The organism is Streptomyces sp. NBC_01288 (genome assembly GCF_035982055.1).
Lineage (GTDB): Bacteria > Actinomycetota > Actinomycetes > Streptomycetales > Streptomycetaceae > Streptomyces.
Genome location: NZ_CP108427.1, coordinates 4724359 through 4742894, shown reverse-complemented (window position 1 = coordinate 4742894; position 18536 = coordinate 4724359). Strand labels below are relative to the sequence as shown.

Genomic DNA, 18536 nt, shown 5'->3' with positions numbered 1-18536 from the left:
AGCCTTAACGGGCAGCGGGGTGCTCTCGTTGAGGGTGCGGGGTGGTTGGTGGATGTCTACAGAAGGTGGGCGAGCATGAGGTCGGCAGCGTCTTTCCCGGGACGTTCCGGGTGCTGCACGATCCACGTCAGGAGCCCAGACAGAGCGAAGTCGGCGATGTCATTCACCAGGGTGGCACTGTCCTGGGCATGCGCATCGGTGCAACGCATCAGCAGCTTGCCGATAAACTCCGCGAGGTCACGGAAGCTCAGGACGTGCGTTGCTTCGTCGCCCTCGCTGTGGCTACGAGAGTCACGGCTTAGAGGAAGAAGTGCGACAGCCATCGCCGGTTGTTGGGCCAGGCATACAGCCAGATTCCAGATGAATGTCGTGAAATATGGCTCGGGCGACGTCATGATGGGAAGTCGCTTCTCCATGTCCGCCATGAGCCTCAGAACTGACGGTGCGTAGGCCGCAATCGCCAACGCTTGCTTCGTCGGGTAGTGACTGAAGATCGTTGCGGTGCCGACGCGAGCCAATTTGGCGACGTCGTCACGCTTCACACCGTGGTAACCATACTGATCGAACAAGGTTCTCGCAGCGGCCAGAATCACTCTGTTGGTGCGCTCGCGCTTGGTAGCAGCGGCACGCTTGCGTGAGCCGGACTCGTCTGTTGACACACTTCTCTCCTTAAGGCTTCGGGTCAGGCGTGCCAGCAACTACGAGCTAGTTGACGGGACGCTTGACCCGAAAAGGAGAGGGGGCAATTACCGATTACAGTAATCTATGTGTATTTATAACAGATATTGGACAATTGGTCAATATCTGCAAGATGGGTACAGCTGTCGGGTAGGTCCTAATCCAACCACCCAGATCGCTTTTTCTTGTCGTACCAAAGGTTGGCCTTCTGGATGGCAGACGGGATGCGCTGGAGAATAACATCTTTACTGACGCTAACGCCGATGCCAGAAAGTAGCAGCTTACCGACTTGTTCGGTCACGCGAGCTGGCATGCCATCGTCGTTAACCCCAGAGAGAGAATGATAGACGGTGAGCAGAATTGCTCGCGCATGGTAGGAACTCATTACATCGGGATCTTCGAAGAAGAACTCAAAGTGGCCTACCTTCTCTTTTTCGAAGACGTTCTGCATGAGCATCCCCGTCAGAATCGCATTGATTCCACGGTTAATCGTTTCCGCAAGGCTCAACTGGTCATAGTCGGCAAGTCGAAATCGTTCCGTTTGCTCAGACTGAGCCTCAAAATACGAACGAACCATGGATGACGTAAGTGCACGGTGATCGTCACTGGTCTTGACTACAAGATAGATGTAGCCGATTAGGGCGTCCACATATCTTGCTGATGCTCGGAGCGGATCTTTGTCGTCTGCGGCTCGCGGTGGATGCAGTTCGCATTTGAGCCATTCGACCGCTGGTGATAGCAGCCGTTGATACACACGACTCAACACTCCATATTTTGTTCTGAAGTGGTTGTGCACTGTTGCTACGCCAACCCCAGAAGCCTTAGCAATCTCGTCCCGAGTGAAGTCGCCCTCGGGCAGCTCACCGTAGAGCGCGAGCGTCCCACTGATGACCTGCTCCCAAGTGCGCTTGCGCTTCGTCTCGGCGGCTCGCTGGCGGTAGCTCCACGCTTCCTCGGTCATGACGCCAGTCTAGATGATCGCGGAAGCATCGGTCACAGTGACCCTTGTGTCCAACCGACTGATCTGTCATCTTGAACCCATCGAGCTAGCCGCCTGGTCGGCTCGGAGGTGAAGGAGAGGTTCATGGAGCGGGAGATCGAGGCCGTAAGTCCCTACGACCCACGTAGCCACGCGTACGGGGTGGGTGTCGAGTTGGCGAGGCGCCTGCGAGAGGACGGCCAGGCCCGGCAGCGTCGCACGCACATCAGGCGGCGGATCGTCCACATCATCAACACGGAAGAACGGATCGTCACCGAGGAAGAGATCACGACCGAAGAGGACGCTTTCGGCCGCAACCTCATGGGAGGGGATTACCGATGACCGGGTTCATCATTCTGGCGGTCCTGGCCTTCGGGCTGTACCGCATCGTCAAGTGGCTCAACAAGCATGTGGCTCCTCGGATCATCCGGTACCAGCGTGACCAGAGGATCGAGACGGCCATCCGGTACGGCATGTACGACGATGAGGCGGCCAATCGCATTGCCCGTCAGATCGAGGAAGAGCAGCGCCAGTAAGCAGCTCTCCGGCCCCCTCATTGTCATCGACTTCACGCCTGTAGAGGAAGACAGCCAAGAATGCTTGGCCATCGTCACCTTATACGCCGTGATGACGAGGAGGGGGCCGCGCTATTGGTCCATCCGTTCTTCATCCCCGCCGGCCGAGCGCGTCGGTCGTCGGCATCTACCCCTCGGAGGGTGTCGTGAGAAAGGCCCGAAGTGTGTTGGTGACGCTGCTCCTTGGCGCGATCGCCGTCAGAGCGGTGTGGTGGGCAATTGCCCCGTTGGTGCCGTACCTCGTGAGTGGACTCGCCATCGTGTTGGTGCTCGGCTTCATCTACTACCGCATGACCAAGTGGTGACGGCCGTGTCTATGAAGCGCGAGACCTACGACCTGACGTTCCCCGCCGACATGAAGGCTGACCAGGTGGCGACGTGGCTGCGTGCGGTCAGCGGCACACTCACCAGCGGCCCCCGTCGCCTACTGGGCGTGTCGTCCATCGTGATGGAGGTGGAGGCAACTGAGCGGGGGATCACGTACCGGCTTCAGGTACCCGAGGAAACGGCGCACTTCGTCGTCAGTCAGTTCCGCTCTATGTTGCCCGGTTCTACCGCTCAGCCGGCGGCGGCCGAAGAACGCCGCCACTCATGGACAACCGCGGTGGAGCTTGGTCAGACGAACCCACGCCGCAGCCTCGGCGGGATGGACGCGGAGTCCTTGTCGGCGAGCGTGCTCACGAACATGCAGGCACTCGGCCGAGGTGAAGCGCTGCTTCTCCAGTGGGTAGTTTCCCCGGCAATTCGTGAGCGCCTACCGCAGGCGCCGGCTGAGGGGATGACCCCCGGTTCTATGGGGCGGCTCCTGGGCGGCAGGGTGGACCGGGACTTGGTCGCCGACCGCAGGGCGAAGCTCGCGGAACCCAACTTCCTCGGGGTGCTGCGGGTGGCGGTGAAGGCCAACGCTTCCGCGCGTGCGGACCAGTTGCTTGTACAACTTCGATCCAGCCTCGCCAGTGTCGGGGGAGCCGACAACCACTTGAAGCGACGGCTTGTGTCCTCGCGCAAGGTGGTCGAGCGCGTCCACCAGGCCACCGTGCCCACGGTATTTCCGGCCGTACTGGCTGCGTCGGAGTTGGTGGGGTTGCTGGCCTGGCCGATCGGGAACCCGTATGTCGCGGGGCTGCCTGCAAGCCGGACGCGTCAGTTGGTCGCCACGGGAGCGATTCCCCGGACCGGCCGGGTACTCGCGCGGTCCAACTTCCCCGGCAATGAACGGCTGCTCGCTCTGTCTCCCGAGGAGTCCACCTGGCACCTGCAAGTCGTCGGGCCAACCGGCAGCGGGAAGACGGCGCTTCTTACCAACCTCATCGCGCAGGACATGAACGCCGGTCGCGGGGTGGTGCTCATCGAGAGCAAGGGGGACTTGTTCAAGGCGGTACTCGACCGGGTGCCGGAACACCGGGTTCATGACGTCGTACTCCTGGACGTGGGAGACACCGACTATCCGGTCGGCTTCAACATCTTGCAGGGCAGCCCTTTCGTGGTGGCGGCGGACATCCAGAGACTGTTCGATCATCTGTATCCGCAGGACGCCCGGGGTGTGCGGGTACGCCAAGGGTTCTATCACCTGATCCTGACGCTCATGATGAGCGCCGGGATCTCCTCGCCCATGACGTTCGCGGATATCGGGCCGCTGGCGGTGCCCAGGGCGGATCAGGTGGAGTTCTCGAAGAACCTGGTTCGTGGGGTCGCCCATATCGAGGACTTGGCGGCGTGGTGGGCTGGAATAGATGACCGGATGCGCGCTTCGCACTTCCAGCCGCTCATGGATCGGATCTGGCAGCTCAACAACCGGCCGTCGATCCGGAACATCATCGGGCAGAGCGCCAGCACGATCGACCTACGCGACGTGATCCGGGGAAACAAGATCCTGCTCGTGAACCTCGGTCGGGCGACGGAGGGGAAGGACACGGCCGGACTGCTGGGCTCGCTCCTCCTCAATGCTGTCTGGAGCGTGGTGCAGGCAGGTGCGGCTAATCCGGCTCAACCCACGATGCTGTACCTCGATGAGTTCCAGGACTTCATCAACCTGCCGATCGCGCCCGCCGACATGTTCGCCCAGGCCCGTTCGCTCGGCCTCGCGATGACGGTGGCGCATCAGTTCCTCGGACAGCTCACCCGCGAACTCCAGGACGCCACCCAGAACAACGCGCGCTCGACGGTGGTGTTCCAGACCTCGGCGGACGAAGCCCGTTCTTTTGCACGGCAGTTCGGCCGCAGCGTCACCGAAGAAGACTTCCTGAACCAACGCCGTTTCGAGGTGCTGATGCGCCTCGCCACGAGCGATGGGGTGAGTTCACCAGTAACTGGCGTGACTCTCCCACCTGTTGATGCAACCGGCTCTGCGGATGAAGTGCGGCGCCGATCGAGGGCGACTTACGGCCGCTCCGCGGCAGCAGTGAACGAGGAGATTAAGCAGCGGCGCGGCGGTCAGCCGGCCCCGGCAGCATCTACCCGTCGACCGCGCTTCGGTGGACCGAGGAGTTCAAGCGATGCGTAGCGTACAGAACTTGCTGTCGGAACTGGCCTACGTCGGGCGCAGCATTGAGTACCTCGAAAACGTGCTGAGCGATGTCGAAGCCGTGGCGGAGCGTCTTGGTCGACGCATCGGAGACGACCCGCTCCTTGAAGGGATGATCGAGCACGAGACCAACGTGTGGGCTGCCGCCATGAAGCACCAGTGCGACGCCGCGACGCGGACCGCCGAAGTCTGGCGCGAACGAATTCAAGGTCTGGAGACGTAGGCGAACCCCGTAGGGCAGGAGTAGGCCGACCGTAGGTCTACCCCTGTACCCGTAGCTGGTCTGACCAGCAAGAACACCGTGACCTATCAGGGCGGAGGAACCACCGTGGAACTGACCCATCGCGACTACGACGTTCTCAAGCTCACGCGCACCTTTGGGCAGCTTGCTTCGACGCACCTTACGGAGCTGCTGTTCGCGGATAGGTCGCATTCGGTGCCGGACAAGGTACTTGGTCGGTTGGTGCGACTCGGCTACCTGTCGCGGGTAGGTCGTCGTGCCACTGGCGACAAGGGCGGGGCTGGGGCGTTCGTGTACCAGCTCGGCCGTGCTGGTCGTCTCCTCCTGGACGTCGAGGGGCGACCGTCTCCCAACGTCAGTAACCACGCCCTCATGATTGCGGACACCTACCTGGATCTGCGGCGAGCCGAGAAGGCGGGTGTCCTCACCGTGAAGCGCTGGGACGTTGAGTTGCCGGTTCCTCCGGTGGTGCGGGCGGATTTGTTCGTCTCGCTGGATTTTCCAGGGCAGCAGCGCAGCAGTAGCTACTTCCTAGAGATCGACCTCGGTACGGAAGCCCCTGTGCGTATCCGAGAGAAGGTCGCCGGGTACTGGCGCGCGGTGCAGGTGAGTGATGCGGAGTTCTTCCCGTACGTGGTGTTTGTGGTGTGTCAGCAGGTGCGGAAGAACGAGATTGGACGCATCTTGCGAACACTGCCCGAGGAGCAACAGGAGATGGTGTGGGTGGTCTTGATCGGGGAGCTTATCCCGCAGTTGATGAAGCTCTAGGGTGTTGTCAATAGTTCGGCGCAGCGTAGCACCTAAAACCAATATGTATCATTCATTGCAGAATTGGGTTTCAATCGAACTTCGCCAACCTGCATTCCATTGTTCTCCATTCGCCACTCCTCCAGTTCATCTCGCGCTTGATTCAATGAATCACATTGCGCTTGAGATAGGTAGAATGTGAGCGACTTGATAACATCCCAGGCGCGATAGGTGCTTTCGAAATCTGGCGGCCGGTTAGTTGCCAGTTTAAGAAAATTGGATACAGCCTTCTCGACGTCCTCTTTGCGCACGCGTTGCGGCATGTGAGGCAGGATGTCAATGCCGCCATCTGCGCTATACACCACGACGATAGCTGGTGGCGAATCGTTTCCCAGATACCTCACGGCATTGTTGAGTCGGCTACCACGGGCTGGATCTCCCTCGCCGCGAGCTGCGCCGTCGAGGATTACCCCGATTGCATGGCACTGACCGCTCGGATTCAAAAGAACGGCACCGTCCATGTTTGTGAGCTGTGTAATCAACTCTGGAGCAAGACGCGCAGGCGCTACCGACCAACATTGTGGGGATAGTCTTTGCGCCTCTTCTGCCGCATCGGCGGAGATTACCAACATTGCTCCGTGCCTGTGTTGTCCAGCGGCACGAGCTGCCTCAAGTAGAAGATCCTTGTCTCCTTGCGGAAACAGCCGCTCTGTCAGGTCGATGAAGTAATCTTCGTCCAATACATACATCGGCAAACTGGGAATTCCGTCGCGGACAGCAAGGAGGGCGACACCAGCATGAGAAAGCTCCCATACGCCACGAGACACAAAAGTTACAACGAAAACAGACTCGGTCGTTGCGTCATACTCAGGCTTGATACTCCCTAGGCCGTAGACTTGCTCACCGTCGAACAGAACATCTGCTGTCGTTCCACTGGCCTCCAAGATTTTGCGGACACCCAACATATTTCGAGCGCTCATCGGCCGGCTGAGACTCACCATTACTTTGATTGCCGAGTTGTCTGACTTGGCAAGCACTAGCCGCCCAGAGCCTTCACGTCCTTCGTACGGCAACGTGGAAAGGCTGTTCATCAACAAGTGAGCGTCACTACCGAACAAATATCCGACGCAATACAGCAGGGCATGCATCATGGATTCGGTGGCGGAACGTACCACTTCTCCCGGGCTAGCGCCAAGAACCCGAAGGTCAGCCCCAGCATCAGGGAGATATAGCGAGCGTCTAGCTAGTCCTAGTGCCTCCGAAGTGACGGCATGGAACAGTGACGGGTGAATTTTAAATCGATCCCGCTTGACTGTAGAAATCCGCGGCACAGCAGCAACAGCTTGCCGATCAACACTGATGACGATGTGTACAGCATAATCATCAACGCGGATCGCATCACCAGCGAAGAACACTCTATCTTCTTCGCCAGGCAATGCGGATAAGGTTTCTTCGAGAGCTTCGGCCCTCATTCGATTCTTTAGCCCAGCATGGAAACTGTCATTCATCCGAGGATCACTGTGAAAGGAGTTGCTGTCCGAGTTGGCGGCGTACTTCTGATCCGCCAACTGCTGTACGTCTTCAAGGTCTGATGGCTTATATCGAACCTCACCTTGTTCGATACAAATGCTGTACTCATGTTGGCCGGAGACTTCAAATCCAACCAGTATTGTCTTTGGGTTACCGCTGAATCCGATTGCCTTGAAAACTAAACCAATCTCGGTATCCAGGGCACTTCGAAAAATATCTTGATAGCCCCATATGAACTGATCGATATAACGCTTAGCCATCGCCTGAGCCCCTAGCCTTCCTTCACGTACGGTCGGGCATCGTTGAATCCGTCACCTGCAAGAGCGGCTGCTGCGCCACTGTATCGAGCAGGTGACCACTCGCCCAAATGTAGCTCTCCTTGTGTTGGACGGTCCGTGAAGTAGGAACCCTGCAATCCTTCTCCGGACTGCAAACCGATATCAACCTGAGCAGCGCCCCTATGAGGCTGACTCCTGTCCCGCACTCCAGGCCGTGGTGTATTGAGGTACTGCCAACTGAGTCGCCAACGCCCGTCAGGATCTTTGATGAGTTTGGCGCGCTCGCTAACCGACTCCGATTCAACTGTAAAGAGAGTAACCGTGACTTTAGAAGCCGTCTGGGAGATAAACACAGCTGTTGGTATGGGAGGCACTCGTGTCTTATCAGGCCTGATATACTCCGACACCATTTCACCGCGCCAGGTTCCTGCGATCAAGGGGACGCCCGTGAAGTATCGCACGAATTTCCACTTCCAGATGAATCGTTCCCATAGCGCGAACACCAACGTGGCGATCAATCCGCCAATAGAGAAGATACGGAACGGGACCTGCGTCAGGCCCTGGCCATCGAGCACCGCCAGAACCAATCCCACTGCCGCAGCGATGGCAATGCTGATACGTACTTTGAGGTTCATCAGTCGCCCAGTTCCAAGTGCTGCCAGGTTTTCAACGCGAGTTGATGTGCATCATCTATCGACCACTTCTGACGATCGCCGAACAGCGGTTTAATGTCGTTCGGCTCGTTCCAGCTTTTTGCGGTGCCATTCGGTTTGGTCTTGTTCCAGATGTGTCGAACAATGGCCGTAAAGTCATCCGTAAGCGGCGTGTCACTCTGGTGGTTGAAGAAGTTGTCGGGTACGCAGTAGACGAGGCACTCCATGAAGTAGCTTGGCAAAGCCTCGATTTTCCCTGCGGTCACCAAGTCGTTTTCTACGCGCTTCAGGATGCGTACCATCTGCTTGTAGCGCATCCCTGTTCGGTCATGGTGATTCTTAGCAACGCCATTCGCGTACTGCTGTTCTGGGTAGTTGATGACCCACTCACCGTTAGTGCGCAGAGTTCTGGTGCCCTCGAAGTAACGCACGTTGCCTTGAGCGTCGTAATAATATTTCCGATGTCGGAAGGAGGGCACGACATCTGCTTTTACGCGACCACCGTTTTCGGCGATCTCAATCGCTGTCGAACCTGAGGTGTCACAGTCAGTGCCGTACGCGGCACACATTGCCTTTTCGAGCTCGCCCCGGAAATCCGCACCGGCATATCGCTTGCGGGTGATGGGGTGGCGAACAACTTTGTCGCCCTCACGCAAGTCTGCGTCATTGAAGTAGTAGAAGCCTTCATGAATGACAGCGATATCGACGTCACTGTCAGCGCGTACGTTGGTGTTGTTCTTGTATGACCCCTTCGGCAAGAGACTCAAAGTGATGTCAGTGAAGCCGCTCCATCCGTTGACAGCGGCGCGAACCATCCGCTTCGCTCGCTCCTGCTTCTCTTGTTCAGTATTACTTGACCGCGCTTTATAGCGGGTTAGTTTCTCTTCCAGCGCTGTCACATTTTCTCCCCGTGTCAGATTTATTGCCATTATGCGCTCGATGGGATATTTTTTCAAGGCTCCGAACAGGCGAGCGACGTGGCCCCTCTCTGTAATTATGGATCACCTGTTCTATCGTACGAGCGACTAAAGGCCGGGCTGGCTGCGAGTAGGCATGTCTTGTCCTTCTGTCATCCGGGCCACCTTGAATATCGCTACACTCCCCAAGAGCGGTGAGGGACCGCCGCTAAAGGGGTAGTTGTCCGCTGCTCCGGCATAGAGAGCGAGCCCTTTTTCTGCGAGCTCCTCCAAGATGGCGGTGATGCTTCGCTGTGCGTCCCGTACCGATGAGCGGGAGAATTCGATGTCTCCTGAGATGTCGCTCCAGTCCCTCAAGGTCTGAATGGCACCATCAATGACATCTTGCTCCTCGTCGGTGCAGTCGTCCGGCTCGACGTGCTCGAACCACCCGAGGCAACCTGAGAGGATCGGCCAGAGATCACGACCACTTTTTACGTGGCTGAGTAGCACGACTTCAAACTCGGGCTCGTCCACCGTGATGACGTCGATGATCCTGTCGATCTGCTCACGTCCGAGCTTGCAAATCTCATCGGCGAGCGTCTTGAGTCCCCATACCTCGATGGTGACGCCTCGGTACAGGGGACGAAGCTCGTTGTCGATGAACTGGTCAACCTCGCCCGGCAAGGTGTCGTTGGTGAGGAAGCGCCACACCCTCACGGCACGGTGCTCCTGGAGGCAGCCCTCCAAGTCACTGCGGATCTTCACCTTGGTCTTGTCGATCCGTTCACCGCGTGTGGCGTGCGCCGCGAAGAACACCCGAGCCTTCGGGCAGTACCCGTCGTTCTTGGTGTCGCCCTTCGGCCCAGCCGCCCGCACAGGCTGGTAGTCACCGGGGTACAGCTCCAAGCCGAGCCGATCCATGCAGTCTTGGAAGGCATTGCCTTCAAGGCGGAGGAGCTGGCCTTCAACAAGCTTCCTCATCGAGTTGCTGTCCACGGTAACCATTACCCCACGCTCGATCGTCGTGCGTCGTTGGATCGGGTGGATCTAGTGGCTGCGGCCGGCGTCGCGTAGGTCGGTCGGATCATCCTTGCGCGGTGGCGCGTCTCTAGGTCGGAGGAGTCCTCGTCGCGCGGTGTCACCCGCGGACACCCTCTAAATGGCCCGGCGACATCGCGTGCTGGGTCTATTGTTTTGACTGGTATCTCAACCTCTATTCTCATCTGTATTCATTTTCTCACCATTTAGTTGTTTTTCCAATCGTTCAATTATGCCTGTCGGCAAGGCGAACATAGGTGACTTATGGCACTCGGCCGGCATGGGTGAATGACTTAATCTATGCGACACGTTCCGCCTCCATGTCACCGTCGTCTTTGACGACTAAGTTGACGACAACGATGCCCAACATCAGACGCCTTCGACAGTCCATTAAAGCCCTATCCACCTCTATCTTGCGTTCCGTGACACCGTTCTGAATAGTCTTGCCAAGGATGAGGTCCAGGGTTAGAGTCCCTGTACCCGCACCAGGGAAAGAATCCAACCATCGTGTTGGATTTTTTCTTGTTTGACGACTAAGTTGACGACAACCACTGTTGTCGAAGACGGTCGCTAGCGTCCTCGAACTCTCCCTCTGGATTGGTTTTTCTGGTATCAAGGCGCTCTCCATACGTTCAAGGGCATTGCGGTTCGTACTGCTATCGCCGTGCTGGTAAAGCTCCTGGGTTGTAGTGATGCGGGCATGACCAAGGATGATCTGAGCATCTCTCGCTGGTATACCGAGATCCTTGAGCATTGTTGCGGCCGTGTGTCGCAACGCATGAACCTTTATGATCCGTAGGCCGTATTGCTTACAGATCGCTTGAAACGAGCGCACGAAGTTGCGTGGCTCTATTGGTGTACCGGCAAGTGTCGTGAAGACTAGCTCTGACTGGATCGATCGTGCTTTCTGCTCGGCATGGTGATCCTGTAACGCTTGGATGAGCGGACCTACTAAAGGTAGGTTACGATTTCCAGCCTTCGTCTTCACTGGCCCTTGGATGAGGTTACGCCCAACTCTCTGGAGCTGCTGCCGAATACGAAGTTCGGAGCGTTCAAAGTCAATGTCCCTCCAGCGCAGGCCGAGAACTTCACCTCTTCTCAGACCGTAGAGTAGGAGGAGCAGGAAAGCCGGATAGAGTCGATGGAGTTGAGTGGCCTCAAGGAATCGTGCCGCCTCGCTGACGGCCCATGGTTGAACCTCGACACTTTGGATAGCTGGCAGTTCAACCAGATGGGCGACGTTCCGAGTGATTAGCTCCTCGCGCTGAGCTCGTGTCAGAGCAGAACTGAGTACCTTCTTGATGATGTGAACTTTTGCGATTGAGTGTCCGTCTGCAAGTTGCTTATTTACGTACGTTTGCAGCAGCGGGACGGACAGCTTTTGTATCGAACGACTTCCGAGGCCAGGTTTGAGGTAGAGACGAGTAATCTGTTCGCACTGTGCATAAGTGGCGGGTCGCCGATTGGGCTTGACCACCTCGGCAAGCCAGTAGTCTAGATAATCCCCCAGAAGCCATGTCCTGTTGGGCGTTGGTATGCCTTTAGCTTCTTGGGCCTTTAACTCGCTCAGTTTCGCCTTAGCCTCGGCGCGGGTCGCGCCATAGACGCTAACCCGCTTCTGCAATCCGTTGGTAGTGAGGACGTAGGCTTTTGCCTCCCAGCGTCCGTCTTTGCGTGGGGAGACCGTTCCGTCGCCGTTTGCACCACGGCGAGCCATCAGGCTAACGACTCCTTCCAGCCCTTCAATACGTACGCTTCAATTGAGTACAGCGGGATCAATGTCCGCCGCCCAATCTTGATCGCTTCAAGCTGTCCCGATCTCAGCAGGTCGTACAGCTTCCACTTGCTGATCCGCAATTTCATATACGCTTCACGGACGGTCAGCAGGATCACGCTGTCCCCTCCGGGAGTTAGCTGTTTAATCACTTCATTCATAGGAATTTCCTCCTTCTCTCTATCTAGTTAATCCTAAATCGTTGACTTTGTTAACGATTATGGTGGACTTCGACAGTGTGGTTTCGACATCACGCGGCAGCCCCTTGGTTGTTTTCGCTTAGAAGTTGCGGGCCGTCATCGAGGAGTCCGACATCAAAGAGCACCTGGCCGTCGAGTGCGAGCTTTCCAATCACACTCGCGATTCGCTCACGTCGGCGTTCGGTTTCTACGAGCCACACAACCTTTGGGAAGACTCCGCGCCATTGTTGCTCCATGCCACTGCGCCAGTAGTCGATGTACCGCTGTGACTTCCTCTGGATGGTGGGCAACGTCTCGGTGGACAGGTCGACCTCGATGAACGCGCTGTACTCGGTAGCCGCTCGGCCTATCCGCGCGTACGCATCCGGCTTGATCTGTATCAACTCGCCACCGGCTCCGGTGAAGTGACGCCAGTTGGCGGGCTCCGCGTCGTAGGCCAGTAGCTCTGTCGTACCTTCACGGTGGCGCTCGACCAGTTGGACGTAGAGTTCTGCGACGGCGAGCATGTGGTCTTGGAAGTACGGTTTCGACTCCCAGACACGGCGACGTCGACCGCCGAGCGGCCCGTCTGTGTTGAGGACGGCTTGGCCAACACCACTCAGTCCGTAGATGTAGCCGGACGATCCCGCCCGTACACCCCCGATGATCCGAGAGAACCGCACTACGACGCCGAGCGTCGTAAGCCGAGTCATCATCAATTGCGCACGGCGGGTGCGAGCACGGGGCGATCCATCCGTCACGGCCAGGCGGCGAATCTGGTTCAGGCTGAGGAGCCGAACGCGGTCGAGGGACGCCAACACAGCATGGTCACGCGGACTGAGCCGAGAACGCAACCGTTCCACCCGCGCCGTGGGGATAGAGAGTGGTCTCACCATAGGAACACTCCTGGTGGTGAGAGTTTCTTTGGTGCCTCCTCTCCAGTAACAGAGGAGTACCGACCACCGCGTACGACACGATGCGAAGCACGGAGCGAAGGGCAGGTCATGCCGTCCTCCGTGGCTGTTGCCCTATGGGTCCGCCTGGTGATTGGTCGTTGCCCTGCCAGCGCTGACGAAGCGTTGCGTCGAGCCCAGCGCCGTCGACCCCGTACCGCGCCACACTCTGGCGGCGTAGGTCAGTGGGATCACTGAGGACGCGGCCGTCCGGCTGACGCGTACGGATAAGGAACGGTTCGCTTGGCTGGTGGTTCACCAGGACTTCGGCGTACGCCTCGTGGGCCCCGAGGAGTGCGAGGTCATCCGCGACCAGGCCGCCGCCAAGAACGCTCGCTAGTGCCGAGCCGTCCTCACTGCTGGGGCGAAAGACAACACGACTGCGAGCGTTGGCGATGAGTCCGGCCCGCATCTTTGGCGAGAGCTGGCCCATGTGCTGATGCGCCACGGTGAGCCCGACACCAAGGCCGCGCGCCTGGGCGAACATGTCGCCGAGGTCTACGGGGAGGCGCAGGTAGTTCTGAACCTCGTCAATGACCACCATGGCCGGCTGCCGGTGGGTCGAGGGCATCAAGGCTCTGCGCTGCATCGCTTGCCAGAGCTGCGTCACCAGCAACGCCCCGATCATCTGGGACGTCTCGCTTCCGATGACGCCGGTGTTCAGGTTCACCAGCACGATGCGCGGACGGTAGAACAGCTCGTCCAACCCGAACCGCGGCGAGGCTTGGCCGAGGAGTCTTCGGATGGCGGTGCGGCTGAGGAAGGCGCGCGTCTTGTTCAGTACGGGCGCGACGACTTGTTGCCGCTCTGCTTCTGACAGTCCGTCGTACCAAGAGAAGAACGGGGCCAGGACGAGCGGGTCGTTGACACTCGCGAGCACTCGTCGGCGGAACGCGGCGTTGGTCAGGATGACCGGTAGATCGGCGAGCGTGCTTTGGTCGCTGCGGGCAAGCGCCACCAGGGCGTGCATGAGGACATCGGCACTACGTGGCCCGAGGCTTGTCCCATACAGCTCACGGAACAAGTGCAAGAGATGGTCGGCGCGTTGCTCCGCGTCCTCGGTACTCCCGGCGAGCGGATTGAACCCGACGACCTCGCCGAGTGATCCCGGCTCGATGATGACGACGTCCTCACGACGCTCCGCGGGTACGCCGGCCAACACTTCTTCTACGAGGTCACCGCGCGGTTCTAGAACGAAGACACTTCGGCCTGCGTGGATGTCGGCTCGGAGGAGCTGTGCCAGCAAGGTTGATTTGCCGCTTCCAGTCGGTCCGACGACATGCAGGTGGTGCAGGGAACTCTCCGTCGGCAGGGTGACCAGTCGATCGCGCTGACTTGGGTGCAGGCCGGCGCCGAGGACGCGGTCGCGCGGTTGGTGACGCCGTTCTACCGGCACGGTGATCTGCGGTGGTGCCGGGTACTGACGACCGTGCGCCGTGCGTAGACGAGCAGCTCCATCTACGGGCCACCCGATGACGGCGGCTAGTTCGGCAGCATTGAGGATGCCCGACCACCGCAACGTCGCTGCTTGGTCAAGCTGGCTCACGTCACGCATCGTCGGGCGGCTGATGCGCAGTTCTGCATGAGCGTTGCTGACGAGCTGGAGCGCCGCGCCTAACATCCGCACGATGGCGCGGGCGTACTCAGGATCGCGGGCACGAGCACCGATCCGGCCGCGTACGGCGAATAGTGGCTCGGCGGCCTTCTGCTTCCAGAGTCGCCGATCGTCCGCCGTCTCGTGAGCAACGGCGACTAGGCCAAGAGCGCGGGCGGCGTTGAACGGTTCTGGTCTGCTGCGGCGTGATTGTGCAGGCCCGATGACCCATTGGACGGCAGCAGATTCGCCCGTCCCGAGGGCGTTCATGATTTCGAGGAGTCCAGCCGTGACGCTGGCCGCCATGTCTGTCCTCAGCGGCTGCCCGAGGCCAACCGGCTGAATGGTCGCCGTGACCATCGGTACGGGACGTGGAGGACGGTAGAGGGGAACGAGTACCAGGCCCGGAAGCTGCGCCGTGAGCTGTCCCGGTAGTTCGCCGCTGATCTGTTGGTCGACACCGACCAGCCAGCGAACATCGCCACCTGATGAACCGCGCATCTCAAGGACGACGGCCGGCGTGCGCTTGAACCAGCCGATCACTGGCCGGTAGGCAAGCGGCTGAAGCGCCTTGACCACCTGGGCGACGCTCAGCTCGTGAGGAAAATGCACCTCGAACCAGATCGGGCCCGAGTGGTCTGGTGGTCCTCTGCGCTTGATAGTGGGGTTTTGTGTCATGGCATCCCTCCTTCCAGTTACACGGGTTCTTGGAAGTTGAGGGCGTCAAGAAGAAGGCTGAACACCAGGGTTCAGGGAACCTGCGCTGACGTAATTACTCAACTTTTCATTTGGGAGCAATCTCGTCGGGCGTCTGTGGTCTGCTGTCGATCGGGGCGGTTGCTCTTACCTCTTACTATGCCTGGCCGGTATTGGGGTTAGCTGAGGCGGAGTGGAGGCGACGGTGCGGGGTTGGCTGAAATCAAAAGATCCACCGCGATGCGATGGACCCGATACCTAAGAAATCAACATGTAGCCTGTTACTTCTTCAATTTTCCCATGAGCCCCACTCCGCCAGCTATCGCAAGGATACTTAAGATTGCCAGAGTGAAGGGGTTGCCAAAAAGTGCATAGGCCAAGAAGGGATTGGCATCTGGACCATTTCCTCCCCATGCGGAAGTTGCGGCAAATGGCAAGAACGCAAGAAACACAATGAGGAGTATTCGGACAATAATCCTTGAGAGCTTTCTGATAGGTCTGCCCTTGAGGGTATTATAGATGTACCCTAATCCAAGCAATGCGATGAGTAAAGCCGGAAAGGGTGGAATTAGAAAGGCATCAAGGAACGGTGGTGCTATATGTAATAAATAGTCAGCTGACATTATGAAGATGTATAGGCAAATGACAACCATGGCGCCGACCGGAAAGATGAGTAGCCACCTGTCTGGACTAAATCCGGTGTCCGAAGGCGTTTCCGCTACGATTGGCGGCTGATTACTGGAGGCTATTGATTTCTTCTTTTTTAGAGTGGTGGATTTTGAGGTATTTGTCATCTTCTTACATCATAACAATTCGCGATTTTGAAAACAATAGATGAAATTGAAGAAGCCCCCAGTCCCGTACTGCTGTTGTGCAGTTCGAGGGACCGAGGGCCGTGGCTCTTCAGTTACGTCGGTTTACCCAGCGTTGATCACCGGTGCGACAAGTGTGGCGTACCCCTGCTGCCCGAGAGCATTGGGGTGAAAGACGTACGCCTTGTTGGTGAGCGCCTGGTCGAGGTTCTGGAACCAGGTGGTGCTGCTGGTGCCGCAGATCTCATGCCCTACGAACGGCGAACTGCTCCCGTCTGCCGGGATGTAGCGCAGTCGAGCGTTGCCGACCGCACCCACCGTCGTTGAGATCTTCTGGTCGAGCTGCGTCACAATGTAGCGAGCCGCCCGAGCATTGCCGTAGTGGGTGGTTCCTTGGTACAAAGTTGGGCATCGAGCATCGATGGGATCGTTGACCAACTTGTTGGCCACCACCTGCGGGTACCCGATCACGTAGACCTTGGCGTTCGGTGCCATGGTCAGAATGTTCTGGTAGGCCGCAGTGAGCTTGGTTGCCAAGTCGCCGTTAATGTGATTCAGCGCATTGGTGTATGCGGGTGTATCAGAGTCGCACGAGCTATTCGGCAACGCACAAGCGCTAGCGAAGTCTGAGAACCCGATGTCGTTGCCCCCGATGGTGATGGTGACAAGTGTCGTCGTCGTGTCCGGCCACCAGTCGGTCTGGAAGCTCTCGTTCCACCGGTCGTAATCCCAGATATTGCCCGTGACTGCCCCCGAGCATGCTCGGAATCCAGCTGTGGTCAACGTCGGGATCTTGACGCTACTTCCAGAGAGTACCTCCGGGTAGGCGACGCTGCTGCGGTGACAGGTGTTGATGGTGGAGTCGGTCCCCGCCAAGAACGGCGAGTTACCTTCTCCCGATGAGAACGAGTCACCGAGCGCCCAGTAAGCCGCTGTCGGTCGTTGGGATTGAGTGAGTACGCTCCCGCGCGGATAGTCCATGCTGGCCCCGGTCATAGTGATCGGGTACAGCTTGGTGCCCGTGCTGCCACTGGGGCAGCTCTTGACGCATTGAGCGACGACGTACAGGCCATTCGGCCCGGATATCGGCCCGTTGAACCCGGTGGTGATCAGATCGTAGCCGTAGAGTGAGCCGGATGCCGGGGTGGCATTGCCGCTCAACGTCTGCGTTCCCGTGAGAGCACCAGTCGTCGTGTCGATGAACGACACCTGAATGGCGGGGACGAGGGGCGTTCCGGAGTTACCCGTAGCGACCCAGACTTCGCGGACGAAGCTGACCTTGCCGCCTGTATCGGAGACGAGAGTCGGCCTGTCGTAGGAATTCCCCAGCCCGTCTGCGTTCGGCAGGGTGACATCGCTGCCTACCTGGATGCCGAATGCGTTGAGTGTCACCAGGTGATACTCATAGGTGGTCGGCGTGAACGGGACGTTCGGTGCGCTCATCTTCTGTTCGTAGACGAGTGCGACCACGCCGCCATTGGCGAGGCTTTGCATCCAGATGCCATTGACGTTTGCCCCAGGCACCGAAACCTGCGTACTCCACGTGGTCTTACTGACTGTGGGGTCGTAGATCGTGGGGTCGAAGGCGACAACGTTGATGCTTCTGTAGCCACTGCCCTGAACGTACTGGTCGTAGTACAGCTGCCCCGTGGCGTTGAGCGACTGCTGATCCGTGACGTTTGTACTACCCAGGAACGTACCGCCGTAGCTGTAGTACTGAGCGCCTCCACTCTGCTGCCCGCGCACCATGACGCCATCCTTGTAGGGATAGACGTTCATGGTGCAATCGTTCGGGCCCTTGACGTCCATCACCTTCGTCGGCACGGTTTGGCCGGCTGCGAGGGTGGGATTGAGCCCGATGATGTGAACGCCATCCGACTCGCGGACCGTGGCATAGACGTTCCCGTTAGCACCTACGGCGTATTGGGACGGCAGACTGGAACTGCAACTCAGCGGATACTTCCACTTGAGCGTGTTGCCGTGGTACGCGAGCAGGTCCGGGCCGGATACTCCGTAGAGGTCACCGGTCTTGTCCACGACGGGGAACTCGATGCAGTTGTTGGCTCCATCGATTTGCGGCGTGGTCGGGATGTCTCGCGTCACGACGCCCGAAGCGTTGTATGTGACGAGATCCGTTCCCTCACACCCGACAGTGACGTCACCAGCAGGGCTGGTAACGATGGCGTTGTGTGCGATGTTGACGGGTGTCCACGAAGTCGTGAACGACGTTGCTGCGTTCGCCGTCCCCGAAGAGACCGCGACCAGACCGAGCGACATCAGCATGCCCATCAAGATGGACACGATCGTCACTCGTGTTGAGCGCCGTTTCTGACGCATGTGGTGTTTCACCATCTTTCATTACTTGGTTGAACCGAGTTTTTAACGT

18 protein-coding genes are annotated in these 18536 nt (G+C 58.5%); 6 read left to right on the top strand and 12 right to left on the bottom strand.

What is annotated here, in order from left to right; all coding sequences use genetic code 11:
• Positions 1-56: 56 nt before the first annotated feature.
• Positions 57-659 (bottom strand): TetR/AcrR family transcriptional regulator, encoded by a 603-nt coding sequence (locus OG194_RS21005; protein ID WP_327402361.1) that lies wholly within the window; start codon positions 657-659, stop codon positions 57-59.
• A 176-nt stretch (positions 660-835) separates the two neighbouring features.
• A complete protein-coding gene (locus OG194_RS21000) occupies positions 836-1639 on the bottom strand; it encodes a TetR/AcrR family transcriptional regulator (RefSeq protein WP_327402360.1) in 804 nt (267 codons plus the stop codon).
• A 123-nt stretch (positions 1640-1762) separates the two neighbouring features.
• On the opposite strand from OG194_RS21000, the gene OG194_RS20995 reads away from it, so the two are divergent.
• The 6 genes from OG194_RS20995 (at position 1763) to OG194_RS20970 (ending at position 5765) form a co-directional block, all read left to right on the top strand.
• A complete protein-coding gene (locus tag OG194_RS20995; protein ID WP_327402359.1) occupies positions 1763-1999 on the top strand; it encodes a hypothetical protein in 237 nt (78 codons plus the stop codon).
• Positions 1996-2193: a hypothetical protein gene (locus OG194_RS20990; protein WP_327402358.1), complete on the top strand. Its 198-nt coding sequence runs from the start codon at positions 1996-1998 to the stop codon at positions 2191-2193. Before OG194_RS20995 ends, OG194_RS20990 begins: the two co-directional genes overlap by 4 nt.
• A 185-nt stretch (positions 2194-2378) precedes the next feature.
• Entirely contained in the window at positions 2379-2537 is a 159-nt protein-coding gene (locus OG194_RS20985; RefSeq protein WP_327402357.1) for a hypothetical protein, read from the top strand.
• A gap of 11 nt (positions 2538-2548) precedes the next feature.
• A complete protein-coding gene (locus OG194_RS20980; protein ID WP_327402356.1) occupies positions 2549-4735 on the top strand; it encodes a type IV secretory system conjugative DNA transfer family protein in 2187 nt (728 codons plus the stop codon).
• On the top strand, positions 4728-4979 hold the full coding sequence (locus OG194_RS20975) for a hypothetical protein (RefSeq protein ID WP_327402355.1): 252 nt from the start codon (positions 4728-4730) through the stop codon (positions 4977-4979). The genes OG194_RS20980 and OG194_RS20975 overlap by 8 nt, the downstream gene beginning before the upstream one ends.
• A gap of 105 nt (positions 4980-5084) precedes the next feature.
• Positions 5085-5765: a replication-relaxation family protein gene (locus tag OG194_RS20970; protein WP_327402354.1), complete on the top strand. Its 681-nt coding sequence runs from the start codon at positions 5085-5087 to the stop codon at positions 5763-5765.
• 32 nt (positions 5766-5797) lie between these two features.
• Here the strand turns inward: OG194_RS20970 and OG194_RS20965 are convergent, their stop codons facing one another.
• The 10 genes from OG194_RS20965 to OG194_RS20920 form a co-directional block, all read right to left on the bottom strand.
• Entirely contained in the window at positions 5798-7534 is a 1737-nt protein-coding gene (locus OG194_RS20965) for a diadenylate cyclase (protein ID WP_327402353.1), read from the bottom strand.
• 11 nt (positions 7535-7545) lie between these two features.
• A complete protein-coding gene (locus OG194_RS20960; RefSeq protein WP_327402352.1) occupies positions 7546-8187 on the bottom strand; it encodes a hypothetical protein in 642 nt (213 codons plus the stop codon).
• Positions 8187-9104 (bottom strand): nucleotidyltransferase domain-containing protein, encoded by a 918-nt coding sequence (locus tag OG194_RS20955; protein WP_327402351.1) that lies wholly within the window; start codon positions 9102-9104, stop codon positions 8187-8189. Before OG194_RS20955 ends, OG194_RS20960 begins: the two co-directional genes overlap by 1 nt.
• 126 nt (positions 9105-9230) lie before the next feature.
• Positions 9231-10109: a hypothetical protein gene (locus OG194_RS20950; RefSeq protein ID WP_327402350.1), complete on the bottom strand. Its 879-nt coding sequence runs from the start codon at positions 10107-10109 to the stop codon at positions 9231-9233.
• A 331-nt stretch (positions 10110-10440) separates the two neighbouring features.
• A complete protein-coding gene (locus OG194_RS20945; protein ID WP_327402349.1) occupies positions 10441-11859 on the bottom strand; it encodes a tyrosine-type recombinase/integrase in 1419 nt (472 codons plus the stop codon).
• Positions 11859-12077: a helix-turn-helix domain-containing protein gene (locus OG194_RS20940; protein ID WP_327402348.1), complete on the bottom strand. Its 219-nt coding sequence runs from the start codon at positions 12075-12077 to the stop codon at positions 11859-11861. The genes OG194_RS20945 and OG194_RS20940 overlap by 1 nt, the downstream gene beginning before the upstream one ends.
• A gap of 89 nt (positions 12078-12166) precedes the next feature.
• Complete coding sequence (locus tag OG194_RS20935; protein ID WP_327402347.1) at positions 12167-12913, bottom strand: replication-relaxation family protein; 747 nt, start codon at positions 12911-12913, stop codon at positions 12167-12169.
• Between the two features lie 184 nt (positions 12914-13097).
• Positions 13098-15320 carry a type IV secretory system conjugative DNA transfer family protein gene (locus OG194_RS20930; protein WP_327402346.1) on the bottom strand — a complete coding sequence of 741 codons (2223 nt, stop codon included), beginning with the start codon at positions 15318-15320 and terminating at the stop codon, positions 13098-13100.
• Between the two features lie 299 nt (positions 15321-15619).
• Positions 15620-16132: a hypothetical protein gene (locus tag OG194_RS20925; RefSeq protein WP_327402345.1), complete on the bottom strand. Its 513-nt coding sequence runs from the start codon at positions 16130-16132 to the stop codon at positions 15620-15622.
• Positions 16133-16255: 123 nt separating this feature from the next.
• Positions 16256-18451: an SGNH/GDSL hydrolase family protein gene (locus OG194_RS20920; RefSeq protein WP_327402344.1), complete on the bottom strand. Its 2196-nt coding sequence runs from the start codon at positions 18449-18451 to the stop codon at positions 16256-16258.
• Positions 18452-18536: the final 85 nt, after the last annotated feature.

Excerpts from the sequence above, each read along its gene's own strand:
- OG194_RS21000 (WP_327402360.1), bottom strand. The coding sequence starts at position 1,639 with ATGACCGAGGAAGCGTGGAGCTACCGCCAGCGAGCCGCCGAGACGAAG.
- OG194_RS20995 (WP_327402359.1), top strand. The coding sequence starts at position 1,763 with ATGGAGCGGGAGATCGAGGCCGTAAGTCCCTACGACCCACGTAGCCAC.
- OG194_RS20990 (WP_327402358.1), top strand. The coding sequence starts at position 1,996 with ATGACCGGGTTCATCATTCTGGCGGTCCTGGCCTTCGGGCTGTACCGC.
- OG194_RS20980 (WP_327402356.1), top strand. The coding sequence starts at position 2,549 with ATGAAGCGCGAGACCTACGACCTGACGTTCCCCGCCGACATGAAGGCT.
- OG194_RS20975 (WP_327402355.1), top strand. The coding sequence starts at position 4,728 with ATGCGTAGCGTACAGAACTTGCTGTCGGAACTGGCCTACGTCGGGCGC.
- OG194_RS20965 (WP_327402353.1), bottom strand. The coding sequence starts at position 7,534 with ATGGCTAAGCGTTATATCGATCAGTTCATATGGGGCTATCAAGATATT.
- OG194_RS20960 (WP_327402352.1), bottom strand. The coding sequence starts at position 8,187 with ATGAACCTCAAAGTACGTATCAGCATTGCCATCGCTGCGGCAGTGGGA.
- OG194_RS20950 (WP_327402350.1), bottom strand. The coding sequence starts at position 10,109 with ATGGTTACCGTGGACAGCAACTCGATGAGGAAGCTTGTTGAAGGCCAG.
- OG194_RS20945 (WP_327402349.1), bottom strand. The coding sequence starts at position 11,859 with ATGGCTCGCCGTGGTGCAAACGGCGACGGAACGGTCTCCCCACGCAAA.
- OG194_RS20940 (WP_327402348.1), bottom strand. The coding sequence starts at position 12,077 with ATGAATGAAGTGATTAAACAGCTAACTCCCGGAGGGGACAGCGTGATC.
- OG194_RS20930 (WP_327402346.1), bottom strand. The coding sequence starts at position 15,320 with ATGACACAAAACCCCACTATCAAGCGCAGAGGACCACCAGACCACTCG.
- OG194_RS20925 (WP_327402345.1), bottom strand. The coding sequence starts at position 16,132 with ATGACAAATACCTCAAAATCCACCACTCTAAAAAAGAAGAAATCAATA.